This window comes from Streptomyces curacoi, from assembly GCF_001513975.1.
GTDB classification, from domain to species: domain Bacteria; phylum Actinomycetota; class Actinomycetes; order Streptomycetales; family Streptomycetaceae; genus Streptomyces; species Streptomyces curacoi.
In genome coordinates this window covers 15,064-31,722 of sequence record NZ_KQ947995.1, presented here as the reverse complement: position 1 = coordinate 31,722, position 16,659 = coordinate 15,064, and the positions used below count along the sequence as shown (strand labels likewise).

Below are 16,659 nucleotides of genomic sequence, written 5' to 3'. Positions count from 1 at the left end.
GAGTTTGAGGACGAGGCCCGTTCAGGGCCGAAGCGGGGGTCTGGGGGCCGCAGGCCCCCAGGGGCCGGGGTCGAAGGGGCAGCGCCCCTGGAGGATGGGACGGGTAGGGGCGGCGGGGGCGAGAAACCCCTCACCGCACCACCTCATACAGCACATCCCCACCCGGCCCCCGAGCCACCACCCGCAGCCCCATCCCCGCCTCAACCCCCCGGTCCACCACCCACCGCACCCCATACGCCCGCACGATCCCCCACCGCACCCCCTCCGACGTCCCCTCCGCGAAGTACCGCCGCACATCCGCCACCCGCCGCCCCTCATCCGGCAGGAAGAAGTCGGGATACCCGGGCGCCACGGTGTACGCCCCGTACGCCGGAATCTGCCGTGCCGCAAAGGTCCGCGCCATGACCACGTCCCCGTACTTCACCCACGGCGTCACCCAGTGGTACCCCACCCACGGCGCCCGGTACCTCGCCGCGACCACCTCCGGCAGCGCACCCCGCGGAACGACGTATCCGACGGTCCCGACCTGCGTCCACGCCCCCACGGCCAGCGCCCCGACCAACACCCCCGCCCACACCCCACGCCCGACCGACACCCCCGGCCACACCGCCCGCCCGGCCCGCAGCCCCTCCACCGCCCCCAACGCGGCAGCGATCTGCGCCGGAATCAGCACGGCAGGCAGCGCCCTCCCCCACGAGTAGTGGCCGCTCACCCCGCCCAGCGCGACAACCACCGCGCCCAGCACGAAGAACAACACCAGCGGATCCCACCGGTCCCGCCGCCACCGCAGCACCAGCGCCACCACCCCCAGCAGCACCAGCCAGTACCTGCCCAGCAGGTCCCGGTACAGCGCCCGATGCACCGACTCCAGATCGGCGCCCGCCCCGACCAGAGCGAAGAAGTCGTAGTACGGCCACACCCCCAGGACGACCACGCCCGTCGCCAGCCCGCCCCCTAGCCGCAACCACACCCCTCGCCCCACCCGCGCAGCGACGACCGTGGCCAGCGCCCCCAGAGAAGCCACCACCCCCGAGAACTGATGACACAGCGAAATCACCGCCCACAGCACCCCGAGCCCGAACCACACCCCCCACCCAGCGGCCGGCTCGCGCACCGCCCCCGCCAGCCACGCCCAGAGGTGAAAGGCCAGCCCCAGCGCGAACACACTCGGATACGACACCGTGAGCGCCAGCGAGTTCAGCCCGAGAAACCCGCTCCACGCGAACAGCGAGGTCCCCCACAGGAACACCAGACACAACACGGCGAGCGCGGGCGCGGCCCGATGCGCGCTCAGGGTGCGCACATACCGCCACACACCACTGACGAGCAGCGCCAGCCCGACCACCGCACCGATCCGCAGCACGACGAAGACCGAGAACCCCGTCACCCGCGCGACACACCCGAGCACCAGCATCCACGGCGAGTAGTACGGACTCGGCGTGTCCGCGTCGACCAGCGGATTGCCGGGGTCGACCAGGTCGTGCCGCAGACGTTCGACGGTCGCCGCGTGCATCCCGAGGTCACCGGCCCATGGAAGCCGGGCGATCACGAGGAGGAGCAGCAGGACGACCAGTACGGCGGCCGCCTGCGGAACGACGGTCGTTCTCCGCAGCGCGGCCCGCATCGTGCTCACCCGAGCACTTTAATTGCCGTTTTGCCCCAAATGCGCGAGCGCCCCGGACTGTCACAGCCCGGGGCGCCCTGATCCACGTACGGCCTACGAATGCTGCCGCAGCAACGTCCGCATGGTCCGCATCGCCACCGACAGGTTGGCCAGGTCGAAGGCCTCCGACCCCTGGATCTCCTCCAGGGTCGTCCGCGCCCGCCCCAGGATCGCCGCGTTCTTCTGCTCCCACGCCTTGAAGCGCTGCTCGGGCGTCGCGGATCCGTTGCCGGCCGCCAGGACGTCCGAGGTGAGGGCCGCGTGGGCGGCGTAGAGGTCCTCGCGGATGGAGGCGCGGGCCATGGACTGCCAGCGGTCCGCGCGGGGCAGCTCGATGATGCGGTCCATGAGCTGGGTGATGCGCAGCCGGTCGGCGAGGTCGTAGTAGACCTCGGCGACGTCCATCGGGTCCTTGCCCATGCGGTCGGCCACCGAGACGATGTCCAGCGTCGGGAAGGCGGAGGAGAACCCGGCCACGCGGGTGGCGACTTCGTCCGGGACGCCGGCACCGGTCAGCTCGTCGTAGATCTGCTGGTACCACTCGAGGTCGGCGCCCCGCAGCAGCTTCGGCAGCTGCGACCACACCTGCTCGACCCGCTCGGCGAAGAAGTCGACGGTCTCGGCGAGCTCCAGCGGCTGCGGCCGGTTGTTGAGCAGCCAGCGCGTGCCGCGCTCGACGAGGCGGCGCGAGTGCAGCCGGATCCGGGTCTGGACGGCGGCCTCGACCTTGTTGTCGAGCGCCTCGACCGCGTCCCACACCGCCGCCGAGCGGAAGATCGCGCGGGCCACGGTCTGCGCCCGGACGATCTCCTCCAGCGAGGCGCCGGTCTCCTCGCGCAGCCGGTGCAGATACGTCGTACCGCCCGTGTTGACCGTGTCGTTGACCAGCACGGTCGTGGTGATCTCACGGCGCAGCGGGTGACTGACGAGGTGCTCGGGGAACCGCTCGCGCAGCGCACTCGGGAAGTACGCGTGCAGCAGGGTGCTCAGGTACGGGTCGTCCGGCAGCGAGGTGTGCAGCAGTTCCTCGGCGACCGTGATCTTCGTGTACGCGAGCAGGACGGCCGTCTCCGGGCCGGTCAGGCCGTGGCCGGAGGCGAGGCGTTCACGGATCTGGCGGTCGGTGGGCAGGAACTCCAGCGCCCGGTCCAGGTGGCCCTCCCGGACCAGGTGCTTCATGAAGCGCTGCTGGGCGTGGAGCATGGCGCCGGACTGGGCGAGGGCGTTGGCGATCGCCGTGTTCTGCGCGTAGTTGTTGCGCAGGACCAGACGGCCGACCTCGTCGGTCATCTCGGCGAGCAGCTTGTTGCGCTGCTTGACGGTCATGTCGCCCTCGGCGACCAGGCCGTTGAGCAGGATCTTGATGTTCACCTCGTGGTCGGAGGTGTCCACGCCCGCGCTGTTGTCGATGGCGTCGGTGTTGATACGGCCGCCGTGCAGCGCGAACTCGATCCGGCCGAGCTGGGTCAGGCCCAGGTTGCCGCCCTCGCCGACGACCTTGACGCGCAGGTCGGCGCCGTCGACGCGGATCGAGTCGTTGGCCTTGTCGCCGACGTCCGCGTGGGACTCGGTGGAGGCCTTGACGTACGTACCGATGCCGCCGTTCCACAGCAGGTCAACCGGCGCCTTGAGGATGGCCTTCATGAGCTCGGCCGGGGTCATCTTGGTGACCTTGCCCTCGATGCCCAGGGCCTCGCGGATGTGCGCGTTGACGGCGATCGCCTTGGCGCTGCGGGGGAAGATCCCGCCGCCGGCCGACAGCAGCTCGGTGTTGTAGTCCTCCCAGCTGGAGCGCGGCAGCTCGAACAGGCGGCGGCGCTCGGCGTAGGAGGTGACCGCGTCCGGGTGCGGGTCGATGAAGATGTGCCGGTGGTCGAAGGCGGCGACCAGGCGGATGTGCTCGCTGAGCAGCATGCCGTTGCCGAACACGTCACCGGACATGTCGCCGATGCCGACGACCGTGAAGTCCTCGGACTGCGTGTCCACGCCCAGCTCCCGGAAGTGCCGCTTGACGGACTCCCAGGCGCCGCGGGCGGTGATGCCCATGCCCTTGTGGTCGTAGCCGGCCGAGCCGCCGGAGGCGAAGGCGTCGCCGAGCCAGAAGTTGTACTGCTCGGCGACCCCGTTGGCGATGTCGGAGAAGGTCGCGGTGCCCTTGTCGGCGGCGACGACGAGGTAGGTGTCGTCCTCGTCGTGCCGGACGACGTCCGGCGGCGGGACGACCTCGCCCGCGACCATGTTGTCGGTGATGTCGAGCAGCGCCGAGATGAACGTCTTGTAGCTGGCGATGCCCTCCGCCATCCAGGCGTCCCGGTCCACGCTCGGGTCCGGCAGCTGCTTGGCGACGAAGCCGCCCTTGGCGCCGACCGGCACGATGACGGTGTTCTTCACCATCTGCGCCTTGACCAGGCCGAGGATCTCGGTCCGGAAGTCCTCACGCCGGTCGGACCAGCGCAGGCCACCGCGCGCGACCTTGCCGAAGCGCAGGTGCACGCCCTCGACACGCGGCGAGTACACCCAGATCTCGTACGCCGGCCGCGGCGCGGGCAGGTCGGGGATGGCCTGCGGGTCGAACTTCATGGAGACGTAGTCGTGCGGCTTGCCGCCCGCCGCCTCCTGGAAGAAGTTCGTCCGCAGGGTCGCCTTGATGACGGTGAGGAAGGACCTGAGGATGCGGTCCTCGTCGAGGCTCGCGACCTGGTCGAGCGCCGCGTCCACCTCTTCGAGCAGCGCGTCCACGATCTCGCGGCCCGCGCGCTGGCGGTCCGGCGACATCCGCGCCTCGAACAGGGAGACGAGGAGGCGGGTGGTGTGGACGTTGTTGCGGAGGGTGTCCTCCATGTAGTCCTGCGAGAAGGTGGAACCGGCCTGGCGCAGGTACTTCGCGTACGCCCGCAGCACCATGGCCTGCCGCCAGGTCAGCCCGGCGCTCAGCACGAGGGCGTTGAAGCCGTCGTTCTCCGCCTGGCCGGTCCAGGTGGCGGCGAAGGCCTCCGAGAACCGCTCGCGCGCGTCGTCGCCGAGGTAGTCACCACCGCTGGCCGACTTGGGCATGCGCAGCCCGAAGTCGTAGATCCAGGCCACGCTGCGGTCGGCGCAGCGCAGTTCGTACGGCCGCTCGTCGACGACCTCGACGCCGAGCCGGCTGAGCACCGGCAGGACGGCGGACAGGGAGACGGCCGCGCCCTTGCGGTAGATCTTGAAGCGGCGCTCCTCGGGGGCGGCGCCGACCGGCTCGTACAGGCTCAGCGAGAAGTTGTTCTCCTCGGTGAGCTGTTCCAGGTGGACGAGGTCGGAGACCGCCGAGCGGGGGGTGTGGTCGGCCTTGTAGCCCTCGGGGAAGGCGCCCGAGTAGCGGCGCAGCAGCTCGGCGGCGCGTTCCTCGCCGAGTTCGGCGTTCAGCGCGTCGGAGAAGCCGTCGGCCCAGGAACGCGCGGCCTCGACCAGGCGCGCCTCGATGCGCTCCTTGTCGGAGTCGGACAGCTGCGGCAGCTCGGTGCCCTGCGGGACGCGGACCACGAAGTGCAGCCGGGAGAGGATCGACTCGGTGTTCCAGGCCGTGAAGTCGACGCTGGTGCCGCCGAGTTCCTCCTTCAGGATGTCGATGATCCGCAGGCGCACACCGGTGGTGTAGCGGTCGCGGGGGAGGTAGACGAGCGCGGAGTAGTAGCGGCCGTACTCGTCCTGGCGCAGGTAGAGCCGCAGCCGACGGCGTTCCTGGAGGTAGAGGACGGAGGTGGCGATGCTCTGGAGCTCGGGGACCGGGGTCTGGAAGAGCTCGTCGCGCGGATACGTCTCCAGGATCTGCAGCAGGTCGCGCCCGTCGTGGCTGTGGGGCGAGAACCCGGAGACCTGCAGCACCTCGTCCACCTTGCGCCGGATGACCGGGACGCGGCGGACGGACTCGGTGTAGGCGGCGGAGGAGAACAGACCCAGGAAGCGCCGCTCGCCGACGACCTCGCCGTTCTCGTCGAACTTCTTCACACCGACGTAGTCGAGATACGACGGCCGGTGCACGGTCGCCCGGCTGTTGGCCTTGGTGAGGACGAGGAGCTTGTGCTCGCGTGCCTTGGCACGGGCGTCGGCGGGCAGCCGCTCGAAGGACGGGCTGACGGGGTGGTTCTCGTCCTCGGCGTGGTGCGGGTCGGAGCGCAGGATGCCGAGCCCGGTGCCGGGCACGGCGGCCAGCGAGTCGTCCTCGCGCAGCTGGTACTCGCGGTAGCCGAGGAAGGTGAAGTGGTCGTCGGCCAGCCAGCGCAGCAGCTCGCGGGCCTCTTCGATCTCCTGCTCGCGCAGGTCGGACGTGGGCTCCTGGGGCAGCTCGTCGGCCATGCGCAGGGCCGCGTCACGCATCTTGGCCCAGTCCTCGACGGCCTCGCGGACGTCGGACAGGACGCGCAGCAGGTCGGCGGTGATCTGCTTCAGGTCGGACCGGTCGGTCTCACGGTCGATCTCGACGTGGATCCACGACTCGGCGTGCGTGTCGTGCGGCAGCTCACCGGCCGGCCGCGCGGGGAGCACCTCGATCAGCTTGCCGGTGAGGTCGCGGCGGACGTGGACCTGCGGGTGGATGACCACATGGATCCCCCGCCCCTGCCGGGTCAGCTCGTTGGTCACCGAATCGACGAGGAAGGGCATGTCGTCGGTGACGACTTCCACGACGGAGTGGCTGCAGGTCCACCCGTTCTCCTCCACGGTGGGCGTGTGCACCCGCACGTTGGCCGTGCCCTGAGGGCGGTTCTCGGCCAGCCGGTAGTGCGAGAAGGCGGCTCCGAAGATGTCGACCGGGTCGCGGTCGGTGAGGTCCTCCGGGGCGGTGTGCAGGTAGTAGCGCTGGAGGAACGCGAGCACGGTGTCGTGGTCCGGGGTGCCGGGGGTGCTCTCGTCCGTCGTCCCAGTCGGTAGGTACCCCCCGACCGGGCTGTTCTCAGCTACCCGGGCGGCCCTCTCGAGCAGCTCGGCCTTGGCTTCGTCCAGCTTGGTCTGCATTGTCCTCTGGCTCCTGTCGCGCGCCGTTGCGTGACGTTGAAGGAAGTACGGAGTCCTCTCCTGCGACGTAACGCCGTGACGCGGGGTGTCCGGTCTGGTTCGACGCTATGCCGCGAGGTGAGATGAGCGGGGATATATGAGCCATTCTTGAGCTGCCCACGGGGTGTGACACTGCTCTCTGCGACGCCTGGGCCCGGGGTGTGCAAGACGTCCCGGGAGCCCTTACGCCCCCCTCCCGCCCGCGAAGACCAGCGACTGCCGCCCGGTCACGGATGTCGTCCGTGCTCACCGGGCGCAGGGCAGGGGCGACAGTGCCCCCGCGAGATATCGCGCTGATCACGCCACCAAGGCTATCGCTCCTTACAGGGGGCCCGTCATGAGCCGTATGTGTACAAAACCGGGGGTAGAACTTTGACGTTCTGCACAGGGGCAAAGGGGGCGCGGAGGGCGTAACTGGCGGGGCGGGACGCCGAGGGGGAGGCTGGCCTCAGAGCTGAAGCAAGAAACCGAGGCGAAAGCACGCCATCGGGAGGCGGGCCGTGTCCGAAAACAGCGGTAGCCGGAGCCGCTGCATACACACCCTGCGGGCAGTCCACACCTTCGCAGCCTGCGGGCAGTCGTGCCGCTGGGGCGGCACGGGTGGGCGCAGGCGGCACCCCGCCAGCGCCGGGCCGCGCAACGCCCCCGCCCCAGCCACAACCGCGAGCACCTGCAAGCACCGATGCCGCCGCGAGCCGCCCCACCCCCCAGCCCGCGAGCACCACACCTTCGCAGCCTGCGGGCAGTCGTGCCGCTGGGGCGGCACGGGTGGGCGCAGGCGGCACCCCGCCAGCGCCGGGCCGCGCGACGCCCCCGCCCCAGCCACAACGCCAAGCACCCTCCGCGCACCGGCAAGCGAAACCCACCCTCCCGGCACCCAGCCCCCCGCACAGCCCCTTGGCAAGACCCCCCACCCGAGGCACGTTGCCAAAGACGCCCCACGGAGACACAGGCCAACCCAACACCCCGGCCCAAAGAGGAGCGCACCCGACATGACAGCGAAAATCCTCATCGTCACCGGCGACGCCGCAGAGTCACTGGAGGTCCTCTACCCCTACCAACGCCTCCGCGAAGAGGGCTACGACGTCCACATCGCGGCCCCCACCCGCAAAAAGCTCCAGTTCGTCGTCCACGACTTCGAACCCGGCTTCGACACCTACACCGAGAAACCCGGCTACACCTGGCCCGCCGACCTCGCCTTCTCCGAGGTCGACCCCGGCGACTACGTCGCCCTCGTGATCCCCGGCGGCCGAGCCCCCGAGTACCTCCGCAACGACCCTGAACTCCGCAAGATCCTCAAGTCGTTCTTCGACGCCGACAAACCGGTCGCCCAGATCTGCCACGGCCCCCTGCTCACCGCCGCGATCGACAGCCTCCGCGGCCGCCGCGTCACGGCGTACCCCGCTCTGGAGCTGGACATGCAGGCGGCCGGCGCCACCTTCCAGGACGCCGAGGCGGTGGTCGACGGCACCCTGGTCTCCTCCCGCGCCTGGCCGGACCACTCCCGCTGGATGCGCGAGTTCCTGACCGTGCTGCGCGCGAAGGCACCGGTCACGTGACGTCCACGGCACCGACGACCTGACCGCCCGAGTTCAGTGATGGAGCCGGGACCAGGTCAGGGCCCCGCTCCACCACGACATCCTCGACATCCTCGACAAGTGAAACAACGGAAACAACTCAAACAACGTCCCACTCACGGCGTGAGCGGATGCGAGTCCGGCCGCGAGCAGTTGATCCACCCGATGTCGTTGCTGTAGTCCCTCGCACAGACCTTGAACGTCACGGTGCCACGCTGGTTCAGCCCCGTGACGGTACACAGCGTCGTGCCGTTGTTCGCCCCGTTCTTGTCCACGCACTCGCCCGTCGTGCCGCTGCTGGACGTCCAGCGGATCGCGACACTCATCCCGTCCTTCTTCCTGTCGATGGCACCGGCCTGGTCGGGGTAGTTCTCCCGGTTCGGCCAGTTCTCGAAGAAGCCGTCGCCCTCGCCCTGGGTCGTGGACCCCCAGGCGGCAACGGCGTTCGCCGGCCCCGCCGTCAGGGCAAGAACGGCGACGATGCCACTCGCGACACCCGCAACGGTCATCACACGTCTGGTTCGCGCCATGAAAGGTCCTCGTCTCTCACTGAATGGTTTCCCCCTGGCTCCACGCAGCGGAGCTCCAGCCAGGTGAGGAGATCATGACAGCTCACTCACAGCGACGCCCCCGTAATTTTTCAGCCAAAAACCGAGCCACCGCCCCGTAGGCCCGCCCCCTACGCAGCCAACCGCTGCGCCTCCGCGACCGCCTCCCCCAACGTGTCCACCACCGGCACCCCCACCTCCTCAAGGCTCGCCCGGCTGTGCGACCCCCCGGTGTAGAGCACGGCCCGCGCCCCCACATGCAGCGCCGCGACCGCGTCGTCGGCGGCGTCCCCGATCACCACCGTGCGCGCCGGATCCACACTCGCGAGCGCCTCGATGTGCCGCACCATGTGCTCGGCCTTGCTGCCCCCGGACCGCCCGGTCCGCCCGTCGACGCGCAGGAAGTGCTCCTCGATCCCGAACCCCCGCACCAGCGGCACCAGTTCGTCATGCACGTACATGCTGAGAATCGACTGGCTGCGGCCACCCGACCGCCACTCCACGAGCAGCTCCGCCACGCCTTCGGTGAGCCCGCATCTCACCCGGTGCTCGGCGTAGTACCGGTGGAAGGTCTCATCCATGACCTCCCACTCGGCCTCGGTCGGCAGCCGCCCCAGCAACCGCTCGTAGAACTTCGGCACCGGCACGCAGTACAGCGCCCGGTACTGCTCCATCGTGATCGGCTCAAGTCCCAGCTCGGCGAACGCCGCGTTCGTCGCCCCGATGATCGCGTCATTGTCGTGGAACAGCGTCCCGTTCCAGTCCCAGACGATATGCGCCCCTACGTGCTTCCCCATGTCGAAAACCGTACCGGCCCCCACTGACAATCAAGAGAGCAGCAGGTCAACGAGGCTCAGTGCGGCAGAGCACCCGCACGCGTCCGGACGCCGCGGCACGCCGCCGCGCCGCCGGCCGGCCAGCCGGCTCAGTCTGCGAGCCCCACCAGGTTCGGGATCTCCTGCGTGGCGTACCACAGCAGCTCATGGTCCCCGGCCCCGTCCACGACGAACTGAGCGTCGTCGTCCCCACCGTCCGCCGCCTCCAGCGCCTCGACGGCCGCCGCCACGTCCGCCTCCGCGTCGCCCGAGTCGACGTGCACGGAGGCCGCCTTGGCCAGCGCCACGCCCCCGGCGATCCGCACCTCACCCAGCGCCGACGGGTCCAGCCCCCGGTCGGGGTCGGCGACGGCCGCCCCGTCGGGCACGTCGACGGCGACCACGACCCGGCGCCGCACCGCCCCGGCGTCCGCCGCCAGCAGGCGCAGCGAGGCGAGCGCGGCCCGGTTCAGCGCCGCGTACTCCAACTCCTCGATGTCGTCGGAGAGATACCACTCGCGCAACGCGGGCGTGACGGCGTAGGCGACGAGCGGCCCGGTCCCCAGCTCGCCCGTCTTGTACGCCTCGGCGAGACCGGGGAGGGTCAGGGGGACGTAGACGCGCATGGCTGACCGCTTTCGTGTTCGTAAGGCTCCGCAAGGACCCGGTTCATAAGACTCCGCAAGGCCCCGGAGAGGGCGCTCCCGCACCTCCCGCAGGGCCTTCAGGATACGTGCGCGTGTCCCCTTTCGAGTCCCCGCCGCAGCCTCGTCCGGCGTCCACCCCGGTCCGCGGACTCACCCGGTACCGGCCCGCCGGCACGGGCCTTTCGCACCCTTCGATCACCCGGATAAGTGAACTTTGCGGTCGCCCGTTCCGAGCCCTCGCTTTCTTGCAGCCGACCCCCGGGACCCCGTACAAGATCACCGACCTCGAAGTTACTGCCCGGTATCGCCGGGCCACGCCGAACGGGGACCCCATGAACAAGGTCATGACCAGGACCCAGCACCGCCCCGGCACCCGCCCACCGAGCCGCCGCGACACCCGTCGCCCCGGCGGCGCCCCACCCCGCACACCGAGTGGAGGCACGCCCCGTACGACATCCCCCGGCGGCCGCCCACCCGGCTCTCCGGGCGCCCCGGGGGCCCGCGCCCGCACCAGGCCCACCGACACCCGTCCACCAAGCGCCTCCACCGCCGGGGCACCGCGCACCCTGCCCCCACCGACCGGCGAGGCCCCGTACACACCCGCCGTCCCGCACACCCGCCCCACCGACGTCTTCGCCGACCGCCTCCTTCTGGTCCTGAGCGGTCAACGCCCCGTCCACTGGATGCTCCGCCACACCGCGGGCCGCGCCTACGACGAACTCGCCTGGCTGGCCGAACGCAGCCCACTGCGCACCCGAGGCACCCGCCCCGTCGTCCGCGACATCGGCTACTTCGAGCCCCGCCCGGGCGCCGTCGAGGCCTTCGCCCGCATCGGCGCCGGAGACCAGCTGCGCGCCATGGCGTTCCGCCTGGAACAGGGCCGGGACCTGCGGTGGCGCTGCACGGCGGTCGAACTCGGCGGCCCCCGCAGGCCACGCGCGGACGACGACTGACCACGCACAGCGGCCCCTACTGCCCCTACGCACGGGAAGGGCCGGACACCCACAGGTGCCCGGCCCTTCCTCAGCCGCTACGGCGCCCCAGGCGCCATCACTGCCGCCTTACGGCGTCATACGGCGTCTACGGCGTCATGTGGCGTCACTTCTTACGGCGGCGCCCACCACGCGCCTGCTTGCGCCGCTCCGCGCGCGTGAGCCCGTCCGCCTCGGAACGCACCGGCTCGTCGCCGTTGGCGAAGTCGCCCTCGACGATGTCGCCCTCGCCGTCCACCTTGGGCGCGGTGAAGTGCAGCCGGTCCGGACGGCGCGGAGCCTCCAGACCCTTGGCGCGGATCTCGGGACGCGAGCCCGCCTGCGCCGGCACCGCGTCCTGCTTCTCCAGGTCGGCCACCGGCTTGGCGTCCTCGACCGGGACCTCCTCGACCTGCTGCTCGACCTGGACCTCCAGGTTGAACAGGTAGCCGACGGACTCCTCCTTGATGCCCTCCATCATGGCGGTGAACATGTCGAAGCCCTCGCGCTGGTACTCGACCAGCGGGTCCTTCTGCGCCATCGCGCGCAGGCCGATGCCCTCCTGGAGGTAGTCCATCTCATAGAGGTGCTCACGCCACTTGCGGTCCAGGACCGACAGCACGACCCGGCGCTCCAGCTCACGCATGATCTCGGAGCCGAGCTGCGCCTCCCGCTGGGCGTACTGCTCGTGGATGTCGTCCTTGATGGACTCGGCGATGAACTCGGCGGTCAGCCCGGCGCGGTCGCCTGCCGCCTCCTCCAGCTCCTCGATGGTGACCTTCACCGGGTAGAGCTGCTTGAAGGCGCCCCACAGCCGGTCCAGGTCCCACTCCTCGGCGAAGCCCTCGGCGGTCTCCGCGGCGACGTACGCGTCGATCGTGTCGTCCATGAAGTGCTGCACCTGCTCGTGCAGGTCCTCGCCCTCCAGGACGCGGCGCCGCTCGCCGTAGATGACCTCGCGCTGGCGGTTGAGGACCTCGTCGTACTTCAGGACGTTCTTACGGGTCTCGAAGTTCTGCTGCTCGACCTGCGACTGGGCGGACGCGATCGCGCGCGTGACCATCTTGTTCTCGATCGGCACGTCGTCCGGGACGTTGGCCATCGACATCACGCGCTCGACCATCTGGGCCTTGAACAGGCGCATCAGGTCGTCACCGAGCGAGAGGTAGAACCGGGACTCGCCGGGGTCGCCCTGACGGCCGGAACGACCGCGCAGCTGGTTGTCGATACGACGCGACTCGTGCCGCTCGGTACCGAGCACGTACAGGCCGCCGAGGGACTCGACCTCTTCCTTCTCGGCCTTGACGGCCGCCTCGGCCCGCTCCAGGGCGGCGGGCAGGGCGTGGGCCCACTCCTCGATGTGCTCCTCGGGGTCGAGGCCGCGCTGGCGCAGCTCCGCCTCGGCGAGGTCCTCGGGGTTGCCGCCGAGCTTGATGTCGGTACCACGGCCGGCCATGTTGGTGGCCACCGTCACGGCACCCTTGCGGCCGGCCTGGGCGACGATCGTCGCCTCACGGTCGTGCTGCTTGGCGTTCAGCACCTCGTGCTGGATGCCGCGCTTGCTCAACTGCTGCGACAGGTACTCGGACTTCTCGACCGACGTCGTACCGACGAGGATCGGCTGGCCCTTCTCGTGCTTCTCGGCGATGTCGTCGACAACGGCCTCGAACTTGGCGACCTCGGTGCGGTAGATCAGGTCCGACTGGTCCTTGCGGACCATCGGCCGGTTGGTCGGGATGGGGACCACGCCGAGCTTGTAGATCTGGTGGAACTCGGCGGCCTCGGTCATCGCCGTACCGGTCATGCCGGAGAGCTTGCCGTAGAGGCGGAAGAAGTTCTGCAGGGTGATCGTGGCGAGCGTCTGGTTCTCGTCCTTGATGTCCACCCCTTCCTTCGCCTCGATCGCCTGGTGCATGCCCTCGTTGTAGCGGCGGCCGGCGAGGATACGGCCGGTGTGCTCGTCGACGATCATGACCTCGCCGTCGATGACGACGTAGTCCTTGTCCTTCTTGAACAGTTCCTTGGCCTTGATGGCGTTGTTCAGGTATCCGACGAGCGGCGTGTTCACCGACTCGTACAGGTTGTCGATACCCAGCCAGTCCTCGACCTTGGAGACGCCGGCCTCGTGGATGGCGACCGTGCGCTTCTTCTCGTCGACGTCGTAGTCGCCGGTCTCCTCGATGCCCTTGAGGGGGTTGCCGGCCTCGCCGCGCTTGAGGCGCGTGACCAGCTTGGCGAAGTCGCCGTACCACTTGGTGGCCTGGTCTGCCGGACCGGAGATGATCAGCGGCGTACGGGCCTCGTCGATGAGGATGGAGTCGACCTCGTCGACGATCGCGAAGTTGTGCCCGCGCTGGACGAGTTCCTCCTTCGACCACGCCATGTTGTCGCGCAGGTAGTCGAAGCCGAACTCGTTGTTCGTGCCGTAGGTGATGTCGCAGTTGTACTGCTCGCGGCGCTGGGCCGGCGTCATGTTGGCGAGAATGCAGCCGACGGACAGACCGAGGAACTTGTGGACGCGGCCCATCATCTCGGAGTCGCGCTCGGCCAGGTAGTCGTTGACCGTGATGAGGTGAACGCCGTCTCCGGAAAGAGCGTTCAGATACGCGGGCAGCGTGCCGACCAGGGTCTTGCCCTCACCGGTCTTCATCTCGGCGACATAGCCGAGGTGGAGGGCGGCGCCGCCCATCATCTGCACGTCGTAGTGCCGCTGTCCGAGGACGCGCTTGGCAGCCTCGCGGACGGTGGCGAAGGCCTCGGGAAGGAGATCGTCGAGGCTCTCCCCATCCGCGTACCGCTGCTTGTACTCATCGGTGAGGGCCCGCAGCTCGGCGTCGGAGAGGTCGACGAAGTCCTCTTCGATGGAGTTGACCTGGTCCGCGATGCGGTGCAGCTTGCGCAGGATCTTGCCTTCGCCTGCACGCATGATCTTCGAGAGGACGGACACGGGGGTTGGTCTCCTTGCCGGTCGGGCCTGGGACGGTCGGTTTCCATTTGACTTGACTGAGCAACGGCCATCGTATGCGAGGACCCCGCCGGGTCGGGAGGCCTGGCGGCCAGGGCGACGGTCCGCCGCTTCAAATCTGCTTCAAAGGGCACAACGGACGGGCCCCGCGGATGGTGCCGCGTCGCACTGATGAATTGCGCGAATTGTGATCACCCGCTCACGCATGGCGAAAAGATGGCGCTTTCTCCGGGCTCCCGAGCAGAATCGGCCGATGGAACCCGTCACGCTCGCCACCGGACGCCTCCTCCTGCGCACGGTCGGCCCACAGGACACGAACGCCGTGTACGAGGCCGCCCAGGACCCCGACATCCAGCGCTGGACGACCATCCCCTCCCCCTACCTCCGCGAACACGCCGAGAGCTTCACGGAGCAGCTGGTGCCCGACAGTTGGGCGAACGGCTCGATGTTCACCTGGGGCCTCTTCCTCCCCGAAGGGGAGGAACTGGTGGGCATGCTCGGCCTCACCATGCGTTCCCTGAGCGTGGCCGAGATCGGCTTCTGGGGCACCAAGGAACACCGCGGCAACGGCTACATCACCGAGGCCGTCCTCACGGCCTCCCGCTGGGCCTTCGTCCACCTGTCGATCGACCGCGTGGAATGGCGCGCGGAGGTCGGCAACGAACCCTCCCGCGCCGTGGCCGAACGAGCCGGCTTCACCCTGGAGGGCACCCTTCGCTCCGCCATCGTCCACCAGGGCGTACGCCGGGACTGCTGGGTGGGTTCCCTGCTCCCGTCGGATCTTGGACTCCCGTCGATGGCGCCCTACCTGCCTGCACGAACATCACCCAGCCGACCCGTCGCTTGAGCCCTCCCCGGTGGCCCGCCGACATCCTCCAGCCCATCGAACGCCCGAGGCCCAGCCCGCACCGTCCCCAGCCCCCACCCACCCGCAGAGGCGGCACACCCAGCGGCGGCCACTTCCAACGCCGGCCGGCATATTTCAGCCCGTCTGGGGGTCCCCCCTGCTCGAAGAGCTTGGGGGAGTTTGAGGACGAGGCCCGTTCAGGGCCGAAGCGGGGGTCCAGGGGGCGGCAGCCCCCTGGCCGGGGTCGAAGGGGCGGAGCCCCTTCAGGATGGGACGGGTAGGGGCGGCGGGGGCGAGAAAACCCCAAGGCCGCCCCCCTCCCACAAACCCGCAGCTCACTCCCCGTTGTCAGTGCCACCCCCTATCGTCCGACTCCATGACAACCCCGCGCCCCACCACCGAACTCTCGGCAGACGAGGCCCGCCGCATCGCCCTACGCGCCCAAGGCTTCCTAGGCGCCCCAGACCGCCGCAACGGCGTCCGCGGCATACTCCGTCACCTCGGCGCGATCCAACTCGACACCATCTCGGTCCTGGCCCGCTCCCACGAGCTCATCCCCTACGCCCGCCTCGGCGCAGTGAGCCGCAAGACGGTCGAGAACGCCTACTGGACGCCCGCACCCACAGACGCGCCTTCACAACCGCACGCCTTCGAGTACTGGTCCCACGCCGCCTGCATCCTCCCCATCGAGGAGTGGCCCCACTTCGCCTTCCGCCGCCGCGCCTACCGCAACCGCCCCCACTGGAACCACGAACTCCCCGACGGCGCCTACGACGAGGTCATCAAGCAACTCCGCGCGGAAGGCCCCCTCACCGCAACCGAACTGGGCGGCGCGAAGCGGACCAGCGAGTGGTGGGACTGGTCGGGCTCGAAGGTCGCCGTCGAGCGCGCCCTGATGTACGGCGAGGTGGTCTGCGTCGAGCGCCGCGGTTGGAAGCGCGTCTACGACCTCGCCGAACGCGCCATCCCGGAGCCACTGCTGCACGACGAACTGGACGACACCGAGTGCCTGCGCCGCCTGGTCCGCCTGGCCGGCCAGTCCCTCGGCGTGGGCACGCGCGCGGACATCGCCGACTACCACCGCCTCAAGGGGGAACAGGTGGACGCGGTGATCACCGACTCGGGCCTGGTCCCGGTCACGGTCGAGGGCTGGGGCAAGCCCGCCTGGGCAGACCCGGCGGCCCTGGAGACACCCCCGCGCGGCCGCCACCGTACGACGCTCCTGTCCCCGTTCGACTCCCTGATCTGGGAACGGGCACGCACAGAGCGGATCTTCGGCTTCACCCACCGCCTGGAGGCCTACGTCCCCAAGCAGAAGCGGGTCTACGGCTACTTCGCGATGCCGGTCCTGGCCGGCGGCCGGCTCGTCGGCCGCGTGGACCCGGCCCGCGACGGCCGCACGCTGGTGGCCAAGCAGGTCACTCTGGACGGCCCGAAGGCGGTCCCGGCAGTGGCTCAGGCCCTGGCCGAGGCGGCGGGTTGGGTGGACTGCACGGACGTACGCGTGGAACGGGTCGACGCACCCGACCTGCGCGAGCCGCTCACCAGGGAGCTCGCCCGCATACTGGCGTGACCCGCAGAACCGCCCAGAACCGTCA

10 protein-coding genes are annotated in these 16,659 nt (G+C 69.8%); 4 read left to right on the top strand and 6 right to left on the bottom strand.

The features are described from left to right. Positions 1-130: 130 nt before the first annotated feature. Complete coding sequence (locus AQI70_RS32705; protein ID WP_062156078.1) at positions 131-1,624, bottom strand: hypothetical protein; 1,494 nt, start codon at positions 1,622-1,624, stop codon at positions 131-133. Between the two features lie 93 nt (positions 1,625-1,717). Then, the gene (locus tag AQI70_RS32700; protein ID WP_062156077.1) at positions 1,718-6,652 is read right to left on the bottom strand and encodes an NAD-glutamate dehydrogenase; all 4,935 of its coding nucleotides are present in this window, start codon (positions 6,650-6,652) and stop codon (positions 1,718-1,720) included. Between the two features lie 1,031 nt (positions 6,653-7,683). Between AQI70_RS32700 and AQI70_RS32690 the strand changes: the two genes are divergently transcribed. Next, the gene (locus AQI70_RS32690) at positions 7,684-8,250 is read left to right on the top strand and encodes a DJ-1/PfpI family protein (RefSeq protein ID WP_062156075.1); all 567 of its coding nucleotides are present in this window, start codon (positions 7,684-7,686) and stop codon (positions 8,248-8,250) included. A 134-nt stretch (positions 8,251-8,384) separates the two neighbouring features. Here the strand turns inward: AQI70_RS32690 and AQI70_RS32685 are convergent, their stop codons facing one another. The 3 genes from AQI70_RS32685 to AQI70_RS32675 all read right to left on the bottom strand — a co-directional run bounded on the left by AQI70_RS32685 (position 8,385) and on the right by AQI70_RS32675 (position 10,257). Further along, positions 8,385-8,798 carry a hypothetical protein gene (locus AQI70_RS32685; RefSeq protein WP_159042722.1) on the bottom strand — a complete coding sequence of 138 codons (414 nt, stop codon included), beginning with the start codon at positions 8,796-8,798 and terminating at the stop codon, positions 8,385-8,387. 149 nt (positions 8,799-8,947) lie between these two features. Continuing rightward, on the bottom strand, positions 8,948-9,613 hold the full coding sequence (locus AQI70_RS32680; RefSeq protein WP_062156211.1) for an HAD family hydrolase: 666 nt from the start codon (positions 9,611-9,613) through the stop codon (positions 8,948-8,950). 128 nt (positions 9,614-9,741) lie between these two features. After that, entirely contained in the window at positions 9,742-10,257 is a 516-nt protein-coding gene (locus AQI70_RS32675) for a DUF6912 family protein (protein WP_062156073.1), read from the bottom strand. Between the two features lie 353 nt (positions 10,258-10,610). Between AQI70_RS32675 and AQI70_RS38005 the strand changes: the two genes are divergently transcribed. Further along, complete coding sequence (locus tag AQI70_RS38005; RefSeq protein WP_079051575.1) at positions 10,611-11,231, top strand: Rv3235 family protein; 621 nt, start codon at positions 10,611-10,613, stop codon at positions 11,229-11,231. Between the two features lie 145 nt (positions 11,232-11,376). Here the strand turns inward: AQI70_RS38005 and secA are convergent, their stop codons facing one another. Then, entirely contained in the window at positions 11,377-14,196 is a 2,820-nt protein-coding gene (gene secA / locus AQI70_RS32665) for a preprotein translocase subunit SecA (RefSeq protein ID WP_062156071.1), read from the bottom strand. A gap of 271 nt (positions 14,197-14,467) precedes the next feature. Here secA and AQI70_RS32660 point away from each other — a divergent pair, with 271 nt between their 5' ends. After that, the gene (locus tag AQI70_RS32660; protein ID WP_062156070.1) at positions 14,468-15,061 is read left to right on the top strand and encodes a GNAT family N-acetyltransferase; all 594 of its coding nucleotides are present in this window, start codon (positions 14,468-14,470) and stop codon (positions 15,059-15,061) included. A gap of 376 nt (positions 15,062-15,437) precedes the next feature. Further along, positions 15,438-16,634, top strand: a complete 1,197-nt coding sequence (locus AQI70_RS32655; protein WP_062156069.1) for a winged helix-turn-helix domain-containing protein — start codon at positions 15,438-15,440, stop codon at positions 16,632-16,634. The last annotated feature ends 25 nt before the right edge of the window (positions 16,635-16,659 follow it).

Coding starts and splice junctions, on each gene's coding strand:
- AQI70_RS32705 (WP_062156078.1), bottom strand. CDS start 1,624: ATGCGGGCCGCGCTGCGGAGAACGACCGTCGTTCCGCAGGCGGCCGCC.
- AQI70_RS32700 (WP_062156077.1), bottom strand. CDS start 6,652: ATGCAGACCAAGCTGGACGAAGCCAAGGCCGAGCTGCTCGAGAGGGCC.
- AQI70_RS32690 (WP_062156075.1), top strand. CDS start 7,684: ATGACAGCGAAAATCCTCATCGTCACCGGCGACGCCGCAGAGTCACTG.
- AQI70_RS32685 (WP_159042722.1), bottom strand. CDS start 8,798: ATGGCGCGAACCAGACGTGTGATGACCGTTGCGGGTGTCGCGAGTGGC.
- AQI70_RS32680 (WP_062156211.1), bottom strand. CDS start 9,613: ATGGGGAAGCACGTAGGGGCGCATATCGTCTGGGACTGGAACGGGACG.
- AQI70_RS32675 (WP_062156073.1), bottom strand. CDS start 10,257: ATGCGCGTCTACGTCCCCCTGACCCTCCCCGGTCTCGCCGAGGCGTAC.
- AQI70_RS38005 (WP_079051575.1), top strand. CDS start 10,611: ATGAACAAGGTCATGACCAGGACCCAGCACCGCCCCGGCACCCGCCCA.
- AQI70_RS32660 (WP_062156070.1), top strand. CDS start 14,468: ATGGAACCCGTCACGCTCGCCACCGGACGCCTCCTCCTGCGCACGGTC.
- AQI70_RS32655 (WP_062156069.1), top strand. CDS start 15,438: ATGACAACCCCGCGCCCCACCACCGAACTCTCGGCAGACGAGGCCCGC.